Source organism: Actibacterium sp. XHP0104 (assembly GCF_025751515.1).
GTDB lineage: Bacteria > Pseudomonadota > Alphaproteobacteria > Rhodobacterales > Rhodobacteraceae > Actibacterium_D.
In genome coordinates, this window is sequence record NZ_JAOWLE010000001.1 from 530,697 (window position 1) to 547,609 (window position 16,913).

The following is a 16,913-nucleotide window of genomic DNA, read 5'->3' on the forward strand; positions in this document are numbered from 1 at the left end:
GCCCGATACGCTTGTAGCCGATGTCGACCGGATGGATCAAACGCACCTTGCCGCGCAGCCTATATGGCCGCGCCGCATTGATTCTGATCGTGCCGGTGCTGACGATTCAGCTGGTCGTGTCGGTCGTGTTCATCCAGCGCCATTTCGAGGATGTCACGCGGCAGATGTCAAACAATGTCGCGCTTGAGGTGCGGCATGTTCTGGCGCGGATCGACGCCGCAACAGGCATCGAGGACGCGCTGCTGGCCAATGCTGATCTGGCGCAGGGGCTGGATCTGGGGCTGGACCGCGTGCCGGCAGGCGAGGTGCCGCGCGACCGGCGCCGGCTGTTCGATCTGTCGGGCCGCGTTGTCATCGAAACGCTGCGCAGGCAGGTGCCGCAGATCATGGCGATCGACCTTGTGGGCCAAGAGGGCTGGTTCTCGGTGGCGCGGCGGTTCGACGTGGCGGCCGACACCCGGCACGGGCCGGTGCGGCTGACAATCGACCGGCGGCGGGTCTCTGCCTCGAATCCGCATCAGCTGTTGGTGCTGATGGTGGCCACGGGCCTGTTGATGACGCTGATCGCGTTTATCTTTCTGCGCAACCAGCTGCGCCCGATCAAGCGTATGGCCGCCGCGGCCGAGGCCTTTGGCCGCGGGCGGATCAAGCCCTACAAGCCTTCGGGCGCCACAGAGGTGCGCGCGGCGGGCAATGCCTTTCTCGACATGCGCAACCGGATCGAACGCCATATCGAGCAGCGCACGCTGATGCTGTCTGGCGTCAGCCATGACCTGCGCACGCCGCTGACCCGACTGCGGCTGTCGCTGTCTTTGATCGATGACACCGAGGATACCCGCGCCATGCTGCGCGACGTGGCGGATATGGAGAGGATGCTGGACGCCTTCCTCGATTTCGCGCGCGGCGATTTCATGGATGATCCCGAAGAGGTCGACCCGGCCACGCTGCTGCGCAATCTGGTGGCGAAATCCGAACGGTTCTCGCTGGGCGTTACCTTGGGCGACATGCCCGAGGGGGTAAAGGTGATGATGCGCCCTCTGGCGGTCGAGCGCGCGGTGCAGAACCTTGTGAACAACGCGCTGAACTATGGCACCAAGGCCCGCGTCGGGCTGGAGGTGGGCGAGCGCATGATCCGCATTTCGGTCGAGGATGACGGCCCCGGCATTCCGCCCGCCCGGCGCGAGGCCGCGATGCAGCCCTTTACCCGGTTGGATGCCGCCCGCAACCAGAACAACGCGGCCGGGGTGGGGCTGGGCCTGGCCATCGCCAGCGACATCGCCCGCAGCCATGGCGGTATTCTGCGGCTGGGCGAAAGCGAGGCCCTGGGCGGTCTCAAGGCCGAACTGGTGCTGGCGCGGTAGGAAATTGGTAGGCCCGGCAGGATTCGAACCTGCAACCAAAGCGTTATGAGCGCTCTGCTCTAACCGTTGAGCTACAGGCCCGCCTGTTGCAGATCACTATCAGACAGCACCAGCAGGTCAAGTATCGCGCGCGCCCCGTGGACTCGGGGCGGGCAATCGTCTATCCGCTGCGCAAACGAACAGAGGACCGACCATGACCAACGGCAAGAACGGGCTGACCTACGCGGATGCGGGTGTGGATATCGATGCGGGCAATGCGCTGGTGGACCGGATCAAACCGGCCGCGAAACGCACGGCGCGCCCTGGCGTGATGTCGGGGCTGGGCGGGTTCGGCGCGCTGTTCGACCTTAAGGGCGCGGGCTATACCGACCCGGTTCTGGTTGCCGCCACCGATGGCGTGGGCACCAAGCTGCGGATCGCGATTGATACCGGCAATGTCTCGACCATCGGCATCGACCTTGTCGCCATGTGCGTCAACGATCTGGTCTGCCAGGGTGCCGAGCCGCTGTTCTTTCTCGATTACTTTGCCACCGGCAAGCTGGAGCTGGACAGCGCCACCGCCATCATCGAGGGCATCGCCAAGGGCTGCGAGCTGTCGGGCTGTGCGCTGATCGGTGGCGAGACCGCCGAGATGCCGGGCATGTATCACGATGGCGATTTCGATCTGGCAGGCTTTGCCGTCGGCGCGATGGAGCGCGGCGCCGATCTGCCCGCCGATGTGGCCGAGGGCGACGTGCTGCTGGGCCTTGGCTCGAACGGGGTGCATTCGAACGGCTATTCGCTGGTGCGCAAGGTGGTCGAGGTCTCGGGCCTGGGCTGGGACGCCGATTGCCCGTTTGGCGAGGGCACGCTGGGCGAGGCCCTGCTGGCCCCCACGCGGCTTTATGTCACCCAGGCGCTGGCCGCGGTGCGGGCAGGGGGCGTGCATGCGCTGGCCCATATCACCGGCGGCGGCCTGACCGAAAACCTGCCGCGCGTGTTGCCCGAGGGGCTGGGCGCCACCATCGACCTGTCGTCCTGGGATCTGCCGCCGGTGTTCCGCTGGCTGGCCGAAACCGCCAAGATGGAAGAGGCCGAGCTGCTGAAGACCTTCAATTCGGGCATCGGCATGATCGTTGTCGTGGCCGCCGACCGCGCCGACGCGCTGGCCGAGCTGCTGACCGCCGAGGGTGAAACCGTCACCCGCATTGGCACCGTGACCAAGGGGCAGGGCGTTGCCTACGAGGGCGCGCTTCTGTGACGCGCGTCGCGATCCTGATTTCCGGGGGCGGCTCGAACATGGTCGCCCTTGCCCAAAGCATGACCGGCGATCACCCGGCGCGGCCCTGTCTGGTCTTGTCGAACGTGCCCGGCGCGGGCGGTCTGGCCAAGGCAGCGGCTATGGGCATCGCCACCGCCACGGTCGATCACAAACCCTTTGCCAAGGATCGCGAGGCCTTTGAGGGCGCGCTGATCGAGGCCATCGACGCCCATCAGCCCGATTTCCTGGCACTGGCCGGGTTCATGCGGATCCTGACGCCCAAGTTCATCAACCATTACGCGGGCCGGATGCTGAACATCCATCCCTCGCTCTTGCCCAAATACAAGGGCCTGCACACCCATGCCCGCGCGATCGAGGCTGGCGACACGCAGGCCGGGTGCAGCGTGCACGAGGTCACGGCCGAGCTGGATGGCGGCCCGATCCTGGGGCAGGCGCATGTGCCGATCCTGCCCGGCGACACGTCCGACGATCTGGCCGCGCGTGTCCTGCCGATGGAGCATCAGCTATACCCCGCCGTCCTGCGCCGCTTTGTTATCGGCGACCGCACGCCGGTCATCTTGCCGTGACCCTTTTCATTTCCCCCGGATTTGCGTAGACCTGCGCAAATTTTACAAAAACATCACACTCGTATGCGCACACTCACCACGACCCAAGAACTTGCCGACTTTTGCAAGGCCGCTCATGACGGCCCTTATGTGACGATCGATACCGAGTTTCTGCGAGAACGGACCTATTACGCCAAGCTCTGCCTGGTGCAGCTGGCGCTGCCCGGCGATGGCGAGGCGGTGCTGGTCGACCCGCTGGCGGGCGACATGTCGATGGAGCCTCTCTACGAGCTCTTTCGCGACACCAGCGTGGTCAAGGTGTTCCACGCCGCGCGGCAGGATCTGGAAATCTTTTTCGTCGAGGGCAAGGTCTTTCCCGACCCGCTGTTCGACACCCAGGTCGCCGCGATGGTCTGTGGCTTTGGCGAACAGGTCGGATACGAGACCCTGGTGCGCAAGATCGCCAAGGCGCCGCTCGACAAGACCTCGCGCTTTACCGACTGGTCGCGCCGCCCGCTGTCCGAGGCGCAGAAAACCTATGCGCTGGCCGATGTGACCCATCTGCGGGTTATCTATGAATTCCTCGCGCGCGAGCTGGAAAAATCTGGCCGTGACAAGTGGTTGCGCGAAGAGCTGGGCGTGCTGACCGACCCCGAAACCTATATCGTGCGCCCCTCCGAGGCGTGGCAGCGTGTGAAAACCCGCACCCATTCCGGCAAGTTCATGGCCGCCGTGCAGGAGCTTGCGCGCTTTCGCGAGGGCTATGCCCAGTCGCGCAACATCCCGCGCAACCGGGTGTTCAAGGATGACGCCCTGCTGGAGCTGGCTTCGACCAAGCCCAAGACCCTTCAGGATCTGGGCCGCTCGCGCCTGCTGCTCCGCGAGGCCCGCAAGGGCGAGATCGCCGATGGCATTCTGGCCGCGCTGCAAGTCGCCGCCGATATGAACCCCGACGCCTATCCCAAGCCCGACAAGATCAATGACAAGCTGCAGGTGAACCCGGCGCTGGCCGACCTGCTGCGGGTGTTGCTGAAATCCAAGGCCGAGAACGAGGGCGTGGCGCAAAAGCTGATCGCCACGTCCAGCGAGCTGGACCAGATCGCGGCCGGGCAACGTGATGTCAAGGCGCTGACTGGGTGGCGGGCCGAGGTGTTCGGCAATGACGCCATGCGCCTGTGCCGGGGCGAGCTGGCGCTGGCCGCCAAGGGCAGCACCGTCAAGGTGGTCGAGCTGTAAAGCGCCCTAGCGGCGGCTGGACCGCTGGTTCGAGGCGCCCTTGACCACGATGCTGCGCACACCCTCAAGGGTTTGATCCGACACGAAATGCGCCGCGGTCAGTTCGCGCGTGCGCGGGCTGCCTTCGGGCAGGCGGGCCAGCGGCGGATAGGTGCGGAACTGATAGCTCAGCACGCCGTCGACGGGCTTTTCATCATATTCGGCCACCAGTTCGGCATCCCAATAGCCCTGGGTGCGGGCAAGGCCCGTGGCGGTGATGATCGCGCCGCCGGGCATCTTGTCGATGCGCAGGCTGACGACCTCGGCCACCATCGGGCGGCTGTCGATCACGCCGTCTTCGGGGATGACGATCTCGACCGCTTCTTCGCGGTCCTTGCCGAACCAGTTGAACGGGTTGATGCGCGACTCGCGCACCTTGCCGCAGGAACTCAGCAGGGTGGCGGCCAACAGGGCGACAAGCAGCGGTTTTTTCATCGTGATCCCCTCGGGTTGCCCTTACGGGTTAGCCGAAACCGGCCTCGAAGGAAAGCCGTCTCGCGCCTCGGGCTGGACCTTTGAGCGCGGGCGTCGTAGGGAAAGGCCGTTGCAGCAAGGGAACGCAGCCATGGCCACCGAAGCGTTTGAAGAGATCGTCGACACGTTCGAGTTTCTCGAGGACTGGGAAGAGCGCTATCGCCACGTGATCGATATGGGCAAGGCGATGCCGCCGCTGGACGAGGCCGTCAAGGTGCCCGCCACCAAGGTCGAGGGCTGCGCCAGCCAGGTCTGGCTGTTGCCGCGGATCGACGGCACGGGCGCGGGGGCGGTGTTCCATTTCGAGGGCGAAAGCGACGCGATGATCGTGCGCGGGCTGATCGCGGTTCTGCATGCGCTTTATGACGGGCTGAGCGTGGCCGAGGTGCTGAAGGTCGATGCGCTGGCCGAGATGGGCCGGTTGGGGCTGAATGATCACCTGTCGGCGCAGCGATCGAACGGGCTGCGCGCCATGGTCGAGCGTATCCGCAAGCTGGCCGGAGAAACCGCCGCCGCCTAGGTGTCGGCCTTGGCCATGTAATGGCCCAGCACGAACAGCCGGATCGCCGTGGCCAGCCCGGTTTCCATGTCGCGCTCTGCATCAATTTCAGCCGCCAAGGCGTTGACAGCCTTTTCTTTTTCGCGCGCGATCTTTCGGAATGCCTGCCAGAATTCATCCTCCAGCGACACGCTGGTTCGATGGCCGCGCAGGGTCAGCGAGCGTTTGACGGGCCGCGTGTTCATTCCTTGAGGTGCCCGTCGAGGTCGCGCTCGGCCTTGTCGTTGCGCAGTTTCTCCAGGGCCTTCTCCATCTTGGTGCGGCCGTATTTCACCGCGTTCACATCCGCCTCGGCGCGCTTGGTGTCGCGCGTGGCCTGTTTGCGAAACTGGTTAAGATTGATGATCTTGGCGTTCACGAAACGGGCCTCAATGGTTACTGGCGCAAGGGTTTGGCGCAACCCCCTACGGTTCTTCGGGCCACAGGCGGTTACGCGTGCATAAAGTCTATCCGACCAATTGATTCCCTTCAATGCGAGGGGAGGAACGCCGCCTTCGAGGTCGGCTCTGGCATTCGCATCTTCAGGTTAGTTCCCGCATACCTTCTGGCGTCTGGATGACGGCGGAGATCTTCATCTCTGGCCCCCGTCGGAAGGTGATCAGATCTCGGTTGATATGATGTCCGAACAGGCTTTCAAGCTCGGCGACTTGCGGATGTTCGATGGTCAGAGAAATCAAGCGGCATCCCAGATCTGTCATTCGTGATGCCGGGTGTGGGCCCACGGGCCATTGGATCAACGCTGGGCAAGCCCCGTCAAGCGGCATCGTTCCGTCATCAGAGATCGAGATAAGCCACTTCAGATCACCGCGAGTGATCTCTGTTGCGCGTCCGCTGCCCGGATGCGCCTCGCGCAGCGATGCCTGAATGTCATCCGTTCCCAGAACCCATGTGCCCAACCGTGGGGCCTTGTCAAAGGCATCCAGGTTGAACCATCTTGGCCGGTCTGGCGCGCTAGCGGCCGGATCAATCGCGATCAACTCAAGAAAACTGTCATCCCCCAGCGACAGAAGCCGGTTATGCGTCCCCATCCTTGGATGCGCGCCACCGTCGGGCATGTCTATGCCAAGCGTGTCTTTGATGTGTTTGCACCCTTCTTCAAGGGTGCGCGCGACAACCGTAATGTGATCTAATTTCAGCATTGTACGCACTCTTGTTCTCTGCTTGTCGCAAGGTTTCGTGATGTCCGCGTGACCTTGATGATCATGTAGCACAGTGCAGCAACTATGAATGATCAAAAGGCCTGGTTCTTGTGCGCCTGCCACACATTGGCATGAATGCGCGCGCCGGCAAAGAAAAACCCCCGCCGGTGGCGGGGGTTTGCGATTGGTATGTGTCGGCGCTTATTTCGGGCCGATCATGTCTTCGGGGCGCACGACGCGGTCAAAGGTTTCCTCGTCCACGAGGCCCAGGTTGATCGCCTCTTCCTTCAGCGTGGTGCCGTTCTTGTGCGCGGTCTTGGCGACCTTGGTGGCGTTGTCATAGCCGATGGTCGGGGCCAGCGCGGTGACCAGCATCAGGCTTTCCTTCATCAGCTTGTCGATGCGGGCCACGTTGGCCTGGGTGCCGACGACCATGTTGTCGGTAAAGGCCGAGGCCGAGTCGCCCAGCAGCTGCATCGACTGCAGCACGTTATACGACATCATCGGGTTATAGACGTTCAGTTCAAAGTGGCCCTGGCTGCCGGCCATGCCGACGGCGGCGTCATTGCCCATGACATGGGCGCAGACCATGGTCAGCGCCTCGGCCTGGGTCGGGTTCACCTTGCCCGGCATGATCGACGAGCCGGGCTCGTTTTCGGGCAGGATCAGCTCGCCCAGACCCGAACGCGGGCCCGAGCCCAGCAGGCGCAGGTCGTTCGCGATCTTGAACAGCGAGGCGGCGACGGTTTTCAGCGCGCCCGAGAACATCACCATCGCGTCATGGGCGGCCAGCGCCTCGAACTTGTTCGGCGCGGTCACGAAGGGCAGGCCGGTGATTTCGGCGATCTGGGCCGCGACGCGGGTATCCCAGCCCACACGGGTGTTCAGGCCAGTGCCGACGGCGGTGCCGCCCTGGGCTAGTTCGTAGATATGCGGCAGGCACATTTTCACCCGCTCGATGCCGCGCTCGACCTGCTTGGCGTAGCCCGAGAATTCCTGGCCCAGCGTCAGCGGTGTGGCGTCCTGGGTGTGGGTGCGGCCGATCTTGATGATATCCTTGAATTCCTCGGCCTTCGCGGCGAGGGCGGCGTGCAGTTTCTCGAGGCCCGGCAGCAGCACGTCACGCGCCTGCATGCCGATGGCGACGTGCATCGCGGTCGGGAAGGTGTCGTTCGACGACTGGCCCATGTTGCAATGGTCGTTCGGGTGCACGGGCTTTTTCGACGCCATGACCCCGCCCAGCATCTCGATCGCGCGGTTCGAGATCACCTCGTTGGCGTTCATGTTCGACTGGGTGCCCGAGCCGGTCTGCCAGACGACCAGCGGGAAGTTGTCGTCGAACTTGCCGTCGATGACCTCGGTCGCGGCGGCGGCGATGGCGTCGGCGATTTCGGGGGCCATGTCGCCCTGAGCCTTGTTGACCAGCGCACAGGCCTTTTTGATCACACCGAGCGCGCGGATGATCGGAACCGGCTGACGCTCCCAGCCGATCGGGAAGTTCATGATCGAGCGTTGGGTCTGGGCGCCCCAATACTTGTCGGCGGGAACTTCGAGCGGGCCAAAGCTGTCGGTTTCGGTGCGGGTCTGGGTCATTGAGTGCTCCTCCGGCATAAGACGCTCACGGTTTATCCTTGCCGTGGCGTCAAGACAATCTCTCTGGCGGCGCCGTTAGCGCTATTTGCGGAAACTATCGAGGCTGACGATCTCGGCATCCTTGTGGGCCGAGGCATCGTCATCGTCCTCTGCGATATCCAGCAGGTCTTCGTCATCCTCGTCTTCGTCGTCATCATCGGCATGCGTCTCGAAACGCAGGCCGAATTCGACCGAGGGGTCGACGAAAGTGCGGATCGCATCAAAGGGGATATACAACGGTTCGGGGCTGTTGCCGAAGTTCAGCGTGATGCCGAACCCGTCTTCGCTGACATCGAGGTTTTCATACCAGTGCTGGATGACCACGGTCATCTCTTCGGGATAGCGTTCGCACAGCCATTCGGCCAGTTGCGCATCGGGGTGACGGGTGTCGAAGGTGACAAAGAAATGGTGCTCGCCCGGCAGGCCGTGATCGGCCACTTCGCCCAGGACGTGGCGGATCAGACCACGCATGGCGTCATGCATCAGATTTCCGTAATCAATCCCGCGCGACATGCAAAACCTCTGGTGTCTTTATCGGCAGCATAGGGGATTCGACGGTTAATGAAAGGGGGTCGCGGGCCGAATTTTCCGGCCCTCAGATCAGCCCCGCGGCCAGCGCGGTAAAGGCCAGCGCGGCGGGCAGCGGCCAGCGCCGCCAGATCAGCAGCAGGCTGGCCAGCGCCGCCAGACCCAGGGCCGGAACCGACAGGCTGGACAGCAGCGGCGCGGGCAGGGTGATGGCCCCGGCCGAGACCTGGCCCACCTCGCCGAAAAAGACGTGGATGGCGAACCACAGCGACAGGTTGGCGATCACGCCCACCACCGCCGCCGTCACGGCCGCCAGAGCGCCCGACAGGCGCGGCGCGCGGGCCAGCCGGTCGATATGGGGCGCGCCGGCAAAGATCCACAGAAAGCAGGGCGTGAAGGTGACCCACAGCGTCACCAGCGCCGCCGCGACGCCCATTCGCCACCCGCCCGCGCCGTGGCCGGCCAGAAAGCCCACGAACTCGGTCACCAGGATCAGCGGGCCCGGTGTGGTTTCGGCCAGCCCCAGCGCATCCAGCATCTGGCCCGTGCTCAGCCAGCCATGGGTGGTGACGACCTCTTGGGTCATGTAGGCCAGCACCGCATAGGCGCCGCCAAAGGTCACCACCGCCAGTTTCGAGAAGAACAGCGCCACCTGCGCCAGGATGGGCGGCCCCCACAGCCACAGCGCGCCTACGGGCAACAGCCACAGCGCCAGCCAGGTCGCGATCGTTGCGACGTTCCTGGTGCGCGGGGGGGCGGGGGTGTCATCGGGGACGGGTTTGCCGCGGGTCACGGCAAAGCCCCAGGCCGCCGCCGCCGCCACGATCAGCGGAAAGGGCAGCCCCAGCGCAAAGATCGCGATAAAGGAGGCCACCGCCACCCACAGCGCGCCGGGCCCGCCCAGCGCCTTGCGCGACAACCGCCACAAGGCCTGCGCCACGATCACCACCACCGTGGCCTTGATGCCCAGGAACATCGCCTGAACCATCGGCAGATTGCCCCAGGTCACATAGGCCAGCGCCAGCGCCAGCACGGTCGCCGCGCCCGGCAGCACGAACAAAAGCCCCGCGATCAGCCCGCCCGGAATGCCTCGCAGCCGCCAGCCCGCGTAGGTGGCCAGTTGCATCGCCTCGGGGCCGGGCAGCAGCATGCAGAAGGACAGCGCGCGCAGGAATTGCTCTTCGCTTAGCCAGGGGCGCTGTTCGACCAGTTCGCGATGCATCAGCGCGATCTGCGCCGCCGGGCCGCCAAATGACAGCAGACCGATGCGGCCAAAGACGCGAAACAGGTCGACAAGGGAATATGCGGGCATGCGGGGCGCGTCCGATCATCAGGCTTTGCCACAGCTCTAGCGGCTTGCGCGCAGGGCGCAACCCCGGCGCGGTGCAAAAGGCTATTCGAGGACTGGTAGAGGAAAGTGCAGGCTTCTGTTGCCAGGTGCCTGCGAACCCCGCCAGACGCTGCTAGGCGACTGGACTTAAGAAATCGGCTTTTGGCACTGCATTAAGCAGCGACAGCAACCGGAGCATGATTGTTATTGGCAATTATGCATAGCGAACCGATAACGGTGGTATCTCACCGGGACAAAGCTAACACCTTTAGACGTTCGTCGATCCTGTTTCGGCCCCAAGATCCGCCAATAACGGATGTTTGGTGGAGCCGCCGGGTACCGCCCCCGGGTCCGATCCGCTTATTACGAGCGCGTTTATGTCCATAGTTCCGAAGAACACTAAAGAGATAGGCCATGCGCGGGGCCGTTTCAAGGGATCTGTTGCGCCGTGTTCAACCGGTAATGGCCTGTGATCGGGTAGGCAAAGAGAAACCTCTGCTCGCGCGTGCCAGCCCCGGCATTGTGCAGGATCAGCGGCTCGCCGGTCAGGGCCGACACCCGGTCGGACACGATGCCGATATGGGGTTGTCCGGGGGCGAACATCCAGGTGACCAGATCGCCGGGCAGGTAATCTTGCGCCTCGTCGCTGACCGGCAGCGATTGGGCGTGGCGCTCGAAATAGCGGCGCAGATTGGGCACGCGGCGGTGGTCGATATTGCGGTCGGGGCGGGTCAGCCCCCATTTGGCCGGATAGGCCGAAAACGCGCCGCGCATGTCCTGATGCACCAGGGCCTGCAGGTCGATCCCATGCGCATCGCGTAGCGCGCGGATCACCACGTCGGTGCAAACGCCGGTCTGGCGCGGCACGTCGCCCATCGGATAGGCCAGCGATGCATAGGCCCCGTCATATCCGGTGGTCACCCCGATCTGGGCGCGGGCGGCGGTGATCAGAGCGGCCTGCCACGGCGAAACCGGATGCGCCGAACGGGGCGGCGCGACGAGGCCGGCATCGCCAATCTGCGGCACGGTGTCGGACAGACGCGCCTGAACATAGGCGCGATCGCCGGGCGACAGCGCGGCATAGACCGCTGCCGCAGCAAGGCACAGGCCAATACACCCAAAGACAAATCGTTTCATGGTTGGATTTTACGTGGCCGGGCCATGGGGTCGAGCCGAAAGATGTGCAGATTTCCCGCATGCGCGGGAGCTTGCGCAGGCGGGGCATCCCCTTGCGTGCCGCCAAAAGAAACCGCCCCGTCATTGCTGAGGGGCGGCATCATGTTCAGCTGGTCAGAGGCCGTGGCCTCAGAAGCCCGCCTTGATCTTTTCGAACTCGGCCGACTGCTTTTCACGCAGCTCACCGCTCATCGGCAGCTGGGCCAGAACCGGCGCGCTGATCGGGCCAAGGCCGACGGCGGTCAGGGCCTCGTCGCCAAAGGCGGCCATGGCGGTGGCGTTCGACTGGCCGTAACCGGCATCCAGCAGGGCCTCGGTCGAGCTGGGGTCGAGCATGGCGTTCAGGAAGTCATAGGCCTTGTCTTCCACGCCGTCGCTGTCCTTGAGGTTCACATAGCCGCACAGCCACAGCGACGAACCCTCGGATGCTTCGCGCTGAAAGCCGATCGGGAAGCCTTCTTCGACCATGGTGGGCAGGGTTTCGTTCCAGGCCCAGCCGGCCAGAACCTCGCCAGTGGCCAACAGCTGAGCCAGTTCGGCCGGGTCGGTCCAGTAGGTGCGCAGGTTCGGGTGCACCTGGCGCAGCCAGTCGGATGCGGCGGCGAATTGCTCGTCGGTGGCGTTGGTCCAGTTGGTCACGCCGGTGGCCAGATAGGCCAGCGCATAGGCGTCATCGACGTTGTCGGGCAGGGTCAGCCGGCCCTCGTATTTCGGGTTGAGGTAGATATTCAGCGAGGCCACGTCCTCGGCCGGCACCTCGTTGGTGTTATAGGCCGTCGCGGTCGAGCCGAAATCGGTGGGGATGAAGTAGACATCCGCCGCCGCCGCGGCCACGTCGGTGCCCACGAGATCGGCGTTAAGATCCTTGAACGCGGTGATCTTGGCGGTATCCCAGGGCTCCAGGATGCCCGATTCAACCCATTTGGTCACCGAGCCCGCACAGACATGGCTGACATCGGCCTTGAACCCCGAGCGCAGCTTTTGAAACGCTTCTTCCTCGTCACCGAAAAACGCAAAGCGCGGGCTGTCGCCGTGCTTGGCGACATAGGTGCTGTGGAAGGCCGGATCTTCAAAACCGGAATAGTCGAAAACCAGCAGATCGCCGTCTTCAGCGAAAGCGGCCGTGGCCAGGGCGCTGAGAGCGATGCCGCCCAGCAGAGACTTGGTGAGTGTCATATACATCCCTCCTTTGGGGTGCGGTTAAAGCACCAAGACGCTAGGGCCAGACGGTTGCGCTCACAAGAGGGGAAATGATGACGCTGGGTCAGAAAATTACGCGGTTCCCGGGCGTTGCTGACGGGCTTCCTTGACCTGCTCGGCCATCTGCTTGGTTTCCTGGCAGAGCGCGTCCAGCGCGGTCTCGATCCCAGAGGCATTGCGGGCCTCGAGCGCGTCGGTCAGCTTGGCGTGCAGATCGATGATCCGGGCCCGGTCGCGCGCCGAGAAGGTGATCATGTTCATCAGGGGCTGCATGCCCTCGATCGCGCCGGCCAGGTGCCACGACAGAACCGGGTTTCCGGCCCCGTCCACCAGTGCCCGGTGAAAGGCCACGTCCGAGGCGCAAAAGCTTTCGTCGCTCAGGCCCGGCTGAGCCTGCCGGTGAATTTCGGCCCGCATCGCGGCCAGGTGATCGGCGCTGCGGCGTTCCGAGGACAGGGCGGCGGCGCTGCGTTCCAGGGCGAATCGCGCGTCGCAGGCGGTTTCGAAATCGACCTCGTTCATCGACAACAGCAAGGTCGCGGTGCTGACCTGCTGGCCATAGGCGTCGTCATAGCTGATGCGGTTGACAAAGGCGCCGCCGGACGCGCCGCGCTGGGTGCGGATCAGGCTTTGCGCGGCCAGCCGTTTTAGCGCCTCGCGCACTGTCGGGCGGGAAACACCATAAGAATCAGCCAGTTCGGCCTCGGACGGCAGGCGTTCGTCGATCAAAAGACGCCCTTCGATGATGGCATTTCTAAGCACATCGGCAATCTGAGCCGACAGGTCGCGATCTTGTCTGAGTTCTGTTTTCATAACTTTTCATTTGTCAGACATTTAAAAGTCTGACATTTGTATTCCTCGAATCCTAGGGGAGGTTTAGCATGCAGGTGGGTTCCAGGATACGGGCAATGCGCGGGGGGCACTGGCTGGGCACCTACGGCCTGATCCTCGTGGCCTGGGCTGTGCTTTATGCGATGGCGCTGCCTGCCGATCTGCAACGGGCGGGTGCGCGATTCGGGGCCGAGTTCTGGGCCGGGCTGTGCATCGTGACGCCTGACGGGGCCGGGCTGGCGAAACTCTTCCTGATGTGGGTCGCGATGTCGGCGGCGATGATGCTGCCCACGGCGTTGCCGGCGCTGGCCACCTATGAAGACCTGGCCTGGACCGGCGCGGGCGGCGGACGCCGGACCGTGCTGCTGATGGCGGGGTATCTGGCGATCTGGTTCGGCTTTTCGGCGCTTGCTGCCATGGCGCAGATGACGCTGACCCAGAGCGCGCTGGTCTCGCCCGCGGGCCGCAGCCTGTCCGACGTGATGTCGGCGCTGCTGCTGCTGGTGGCGGGCGGGTACCAGTTCTCTACCCTCAAAGAGGCCTGCCTGTCCAAGTGCCGCCGCCCGATCAGCTTTTTCATGCAGTATTGGCAGCCGGGCAACTGGAACCCGGTCGCGCTGGGCCTGCGGCTGGGCGCCTATTGCCTGGGCTGCTGTTGGGCGCTGATGCTGCTGGGCTTTGTCGGCGGCACGATGAACCTGGCTTGGATGGGCCTGGCGACCATCATCATGATTACCGAAAAGCTGCCGCAGATCGGCGCATATGTCACCCGCCCTCTGGGTGTGATGCTGCTGTGCGGTGCTGTCTATTTCACTGCACGGGCCGCCGGGCTTGTGCCAATCCTGTAAGGAAAGGGAGAAACCATGAGCGATATGACTCCATGGACCATTAAGGGAGAACTGCTTCTGAACTGTAACTGCACGGTGTTTTGTCCCTGTGTGGTCAGCCTGGGAGCGCATCCGCCCACCGAGGGCCATTGCCAGACCTGGGGCGCCGTGCGCATCGATCAGGGCGCCTATGGCGATATCGACCTGTCCGGCCTGAACCTGGGCCTGATGATCGAGATCCCCGGCAATATGGGTCGCGGCAACTGGAAAGTCGCGCTGTTCATCGATGATCGCGCCAGCGACGAGGCCTATGACGCGCTGGTCACGGTCTTTTCGGGTGCCGCCAAGGGCACGACCGGCCTGTTCCAGCTGCTGGTCGGCGAGTTCCTGGGCGCCGAGCGTCAGCCCATCACCTATGAAACCGAGGGCAAGACGCGTCACATCACCGTGGGGCGCCGGATTCAGGGCGCGATCTATCCGGTCGCGGGTGCGGATGGCGACAAGGATATTGTCATCAGCAACACCCAGTACTGGATGGGCCCCGATATCACCGTTGCGACGGCGTCGAAAGGCAAGCTGCGCGCATACGGACGGGTCTGGGATTTCGACGGCCGTTCGGCCGAGATCTGCCAGATCGACTGGAAAGGTCCGGGCAAGTAAGGCCGGATCTCTTCCGCAAGGATCGATGGGGATCCGAGGGGTTCGATCCTTGCGGAGCCGGCTTGCCGGCGTGAAAGCTGGCCGCCTCCCATATCGGCCAGCTTTCATTTGTCAGACAATTTATTCTGTGACAGTCTGCTTAAACCCCCAATAGGGTAAGCGGATGAGAGCGGGAAAGAACGACGTGGATCACATCGCTATCGCAGACAAAAGCATCGCGCTGCGCCGGGCGGGGCTGCAAGGGCCGCCGGTGATCTGTCTGCACAGCTCGGCCAGCCATAGCGGCCAGTACCGGGCTCTGCTGCAAGAGCTTGGATCGCGCTATCGCGTGGTTGCGCCTGATCTGCACGGCTATGGCCGCAGCGAGGCGTTTACGCGGGATGGGCGGCCGTGGTTCGAGCACGATACCGCGGTGGTCAAGGCCTTGCTTGACGAGTTCGATGGCGAACAGGTGCATCTGGTCGGCCATTCGCTGGGCGGTGCAGCGGCGGTGTTTTCCGCCTGCCGCTGGCCCGGGCGGATCGCCAGCCTGACCCTGTATGAACCGGCTCTGTTTGGTCTGTTGCCTCAGCATGGTCATCCCGCTGCGGCCGAGGCCGACATGGTTTCGGCTGCGGTGCATGGCTATCTGGTGCTGGGGCAGCCCGAGCAGGCGGGCCGGTCGTTCGTCGATCACTGGGCCGGCACGGGCACGTTCGATGCGCTGGATGCGCGCAGCCGCGACTATATCGCCCGCACCATTGGCCGGGTGGCCGATGACTGGGCGGGCACGTTGCCTGATCTGCCGGGGCAGTTCCGGCTGGGCGATTGCGCCGGGTTCGAGATGCCCGTTCAGGTGCTCAGGGGTGCCGAGACCCGTCCCTCGACCGGCGCCATCGCCGATCTGTTGTCTGACACCATTCCGGGGGCGGTGACGCATGTCGTGCCCTCGGCCGATCACATGGGTCCGGTCACGCGGCCGGACCTGGTTAACCCATTGATCGTCCGGTTTCTGGACGAGTTGACACAACGCGCCGGACTGTCGGCGTAAGAAAGGAAGAGAAGATCATGTTCAACGCTCTGATCGTGGAAAAGGACGAAGACGGCAGCACCCGCGCCGCCGTGCGTCAGATCAACACCGGCGAGCTGCCCGAGGGTAACGTGACCGTCGCGGTCGAATACTCCACGGTGAACTACAAGGACGGCCTGTGCATCGGTCCCGGTGGCGGTCTTGTGCGCAGCTACCCGCATGTGCCCGGCATCGATTTCGCCGGCACGGTCGAGACCTCGGATGATCCGCGCTATTCGCCTGGCGACAAGGTCGTTCTGACCGGCTGGCGCGTGGGTGAAAACCGCTGGGGCGGCTATGCGCAAAAGGCACGCGTGCCGGCCGATTTCCTGGTGCCGCTACCCGAGGGCATGAGCACCCGCACCGCCATGGCCGTGGGCACGGCGGGCCTGACCGCGATGCTGGCGATCATGGCGCTGGAAGATCACGGGCTGAAACCCGGCGATGGCCCGGTGCTGGTCACCGGCGCCGCCGGTGGCGTGGGCTCGGTCGCCGTTGCGGTTCTGGCCAGCCTTGGCCATGAGGTCGCCGCCGTGACCGGTCGTCCCGATCAGGCGGATTACCTCAAATCTCTGGGCGCGACCGAGATCGTGGCGCGCGAAGAGCTGACCGAGGTCACCCGCAAGCCGCTGGAAGGCGAGCGCTGGGCCGGCTGTGTCGACGCGGTTGCCGGCGCGATGCTGGGCCGTGTGCTGAAACAGATGAAATACGGCACCTCGGTTGCCGCGATCGGTCTGGCCGGTGGCGCCGCGATCGACGGCGCGCTGATCACGCCGTTTATCCTGCGCGGGGTCAACCTGCTGGGCATCGACAGCGTCATGCAGCCGTTTGAGAACCGCCTGCGCGCCTGGAAGCGCCTGGCCGCCGATCTGCCGCTGGACAAGCTCGAGGCGATGATCCAGCCCGCGACGCTGAATGATTTGCCGGGCCTGGGGGCCGATATCCTCAAGGGGCAGATCAAGGGCCGTGTGGTTGTTGACGTGAACGCCTGACGAAACGCAGATAGCCGAATGCGACATGCCTTTGTCGCTTTTGGCGCATAAGTGTGCGCTGGTGGCAACCCGGCG

General features: G+C 64.2%; 19 protein-coding genes, 1 tRNA gene and 1 other RNA gene. 9 read left to right on the top strand and 12 right to left on the bottom strand.

The window, feature by feature from the left end:
* Positions 1 to 20: 20 nt before the first annotated feature.
* Positions 21 to 1,361 carry an ATP-binding protein gene (locus OE856_RS02720; protein WP_263714507.1) on the top strand — a complete coding sequence of 447 codons (1,341 nt, stop codon included), beginning with the start codon at positions 21 to 23 and terminating at the stop codon, positions 1,359 to 1,361.
* Between the two features lie 5 nt (positions 1,362 to 1,366).
* On the opposite strand, the gene OE856_RS02725 is transcribed toward OE856_RS02720, so the two are convergent.
* Positions 1,367 to 1,442: transfer RNA gene (locus tag OE856_RS02725), tRNA-Ile, on the bottom strand.
* A 112-nt stretch (positions 1,443 to 1,554) separates the two neighbouring features.
* Here OE856_RS02725 and purM point away from each other — a divergent pair.
* The 3 genes from purM to rnd all read left to right on the top strand — a co-directional run bounded on the left by purM (position 1,555) and on the right by rnd (position 4,403).
* On the top strand, positions 1,555 to 2,601 hold the full coding sequence (purM, locus tag OE856_RS02730) for a phosphoribosylformylglycinamidine cyclo-ligase (RefSeq protein ID WP_263714508.1): 1,047 nt from the start codon (positions 1,555 to 1,557) through the stop codon (positions 2,599 to 2,601).
* Positions 2,598 to 3,188 (top strand): phosphoribosylglycinamide formyltransferase, encoded by a 591-nt coding sequence (gene purN / locus OE856_RS02735; protein ID WP_263714509.1) that lies wholly within the window; start codon positions 2,598 to 2,600, stop codon positions 3,186 to 3,188. The genes purM and purN overlap by 4 nt, the downstream gene beginning before the upstream one ends.
* A gap of 63 nt (positions 3,189 to 3,251) precedes the next feature.
* The gene (gene rnd, locus OE856_RS02740) at positions 3,252 to 4,403 is read left to right on the top strand and encodes a ribonuclease D (RefSeq protein ID WP_263714510.1); all 1,152 of its coding nucleotides are present in this window, start codon (positions 3,252 to 3,254) and stop codon (positions 4,401 to 4,403) included.
* A 6-nt stretch (positions 4,404 to 4,409) separates the two neighbouring features.
* Here rnd and OE856_RS02745 read toward each other — a convergent pair whose 3' ends face one another.
* Positions 4,410 to 4,877 carry a hypothetical protein gene (locus tag OE856_RS02745; protein ID WP_263714511.1) on the bottom strand — a complete coding sequence of 156 codons (468 nt, stop codon included), beginning with the start codon at positions 4,875 to 4,877 and terminating at the stop codon, positions 4,410 to 4,412.
* Between the two features lie 130 nt (positions 4,878 to 5,007).
* Between OE856_RS02745 and OE856_RS02750 the strand changes: the two genes are divergently transcribed.
* Positions 5,008 to 5,436, top strand: coding sequence for a SufE family protein (locus OE856_RS02750; RefSeq protein WP_263714512.1), 429 nt, complete (start codon positions 5,008 to 5,010; stop codon positions 5,434 to 5,436).
* Here OE856_RS02750 and OE856_RS02755 read toward each other — a convergent pair.
* From OE856_RS02755 to OE856_RS02800, 10 genes are all read right to left on the bottom strand, one after another.
* A complete protein-coding gene (locus OE856_RS02755) occupies positions 5,433 to 5,660 on the bottom strand; it encodes a ribbon-helix-helix domain-containing protein (RefSeq protein WP_263714513.1) in 228 nt (75 codons plus the stop codon). The genes OE856_RS02750 and OE856_RS02755 overlap by 4 nt on opposite strands.
* The gene (locus OE856_RS02760) at positions 5,657 to 5,833 is read right to left on the bottom strand and encodes a DUF4169 family protein (protein ID WP_263714514.1); all 177 of its coding nucleotides are present in this window, start codon (positions 5,831 to 5,833) and stop codon (positions 5,657 to 5,659) included. The genes OE856_RS02755 and OE856_RS02760 overlap by 4 nt, the downstream gene beginning before the upstream one ends.
* Before the next feature lie 163 nt (positions 5,834 to 5,996).
* Positions 5,997 to 6,614 (bottom strand): VOC family protein, encoded by a 618-nt coding sequence (locus tag OE856_RS02765; protein WP_263714515.1) that lies wholly within the window; start codon positions 6,612 to 6,614, stop codon positions 5,997 to 5,999.
* Between the two features lie 201 nt (positions 6,615 to 6,815).
* Positions 6,816 to 8,207, bottom strand: a complete 1,392-nt coding sequence (fumC, locus tag OE856_RS02770; protein ID WP_263714516.1) for a class II fumarate hydratase — start codon at positions 8,205 to 8,207, stop codon at positions 6,816 to 6,818.
* An 81-nt stretch (positions 8,208 to 8,288) separates the two neighbouring features.
* Positions 8,289 to 8,759, bottom strand: a complete 471-nt coding sequence (locus OE856_RS02775) for an SspB family protein (protein WP_263714517.1) — start codon at positions 8,757 to 8,759, stop codon at positions 8,289 to 8,291.
* Positions 8,760 to 8,841: 82 nt separating this feature from the next.
* A complete protein-coding gene (chrA, locus tag OE856_RS02780; protein WP_263714518.1) occupies positions 8,842 to 10,086 on the bottom strand; it encodes a chromate efflux transporter in 1,245 nt (414 codons plus the stop codon).
* 104 nt (positions 10,087 to 10,190) lie between these two features.
* Positions 10,191 to 10,541, bottom strand: a transfer-messenger RNA (tmRNA) gene (ssrA, locus tag OE856_RS02785).
* Entirely contained in the window at positions 10,534 to 11,241 is a 708-nt protein-coding gene (locus tag OE856_RS02790; protein ID WP_263714519.1) for a DUF1287 domain-containing protein, read from the bottom strand. Before OE856_RS02790 ends, ssrA begins: the two co-directional genes overlap by 8 nt.
* A gap of 168 nt (positions 11,242 to 11,409) precedes the next feature.
* Positions 11,410 to 12,456, bottom strand: coding sequence for an ABC transporter substrate-binding protein (locus OE856_RS02795; RefSeq protein WP_263714520.1), 1,047 nt, complete (start codon positions 12,454 to 12,456; stop codon positions 11,410 to 11,412).
* Between the two features lie 96 nt (positions 12,457 to 12,552).
* Complete coding sequence (locus OE856_RS02800; protein WP_263714521.1) at positions 12,553 to 13,293, bottom strand: FadR/GntR family transcriptional regulator; 741 nt, start codon at positions 13,291 to 13,293, stop codon at positions 12,553 to 12,555.
* 95 nt (positions 13,294 to 13,388) lie between these two features.
* Between OE856_RS02800 and OE856_RS02805 the strand changes: the two genes are divergently transcribed.
* The 4 genes from OE856_RS02805 (at position 13,389) to OE856_RS02820 (ending at position 16,838) form a co-directional block, all read left to right on the top strand.
* Positions 13,389 to 14,159 carry a DUF2182 domain-containing protein gene (locus tag OE856_RS02805; protein ID WP_263714522.1) on the top strand — a complete coding sequence of 257 codons (771 nt, stop codon included), beginning with the start codon at positions 13,389 to 13,391 and terminating at the stop codon, positions 14,157 to 14,159.
* Positions 14,160 to 14,174: 15 nt separating this feature from the next.
* Positions 14,175 to 14,798: a DUF1326 domain-containing protein gene (locus OE856_RS02810; protein WP_263714523.1), complete on the top strand. Its 624-nt coding sequence runs from the start codon at positions 14,175 to 14,177 to the stop codon at positions 14,796 to 14,798.
* A 163-nt stretch (positions 14,799 to 14,961) separates the two neighbouring features.
* A complete protein-coding gene (locus OE856_RS02815; RefSeq protein WP_263714524.1) occupies positions 14,962 to 15,828 on the top strand; it encodes an alpha/beta fold hydrolase in 867 nt (288 codons plus the stop codon).
* Between the two features lie 17 nt (positions 15,829 to 15,845).
* Complete coding sequence (locus tag OE856_RS02820; protein ID WP_263714525.1) at positions 15,846 to 16,838, top strand: MDR family oxidoreductase; 993 nt, start codon at positions 15,846 to 15,848, stop codon at positions 16,836 to 16,838.
* Positions 16,839 to 16,913: the final 75 nt, after the last annotated feature.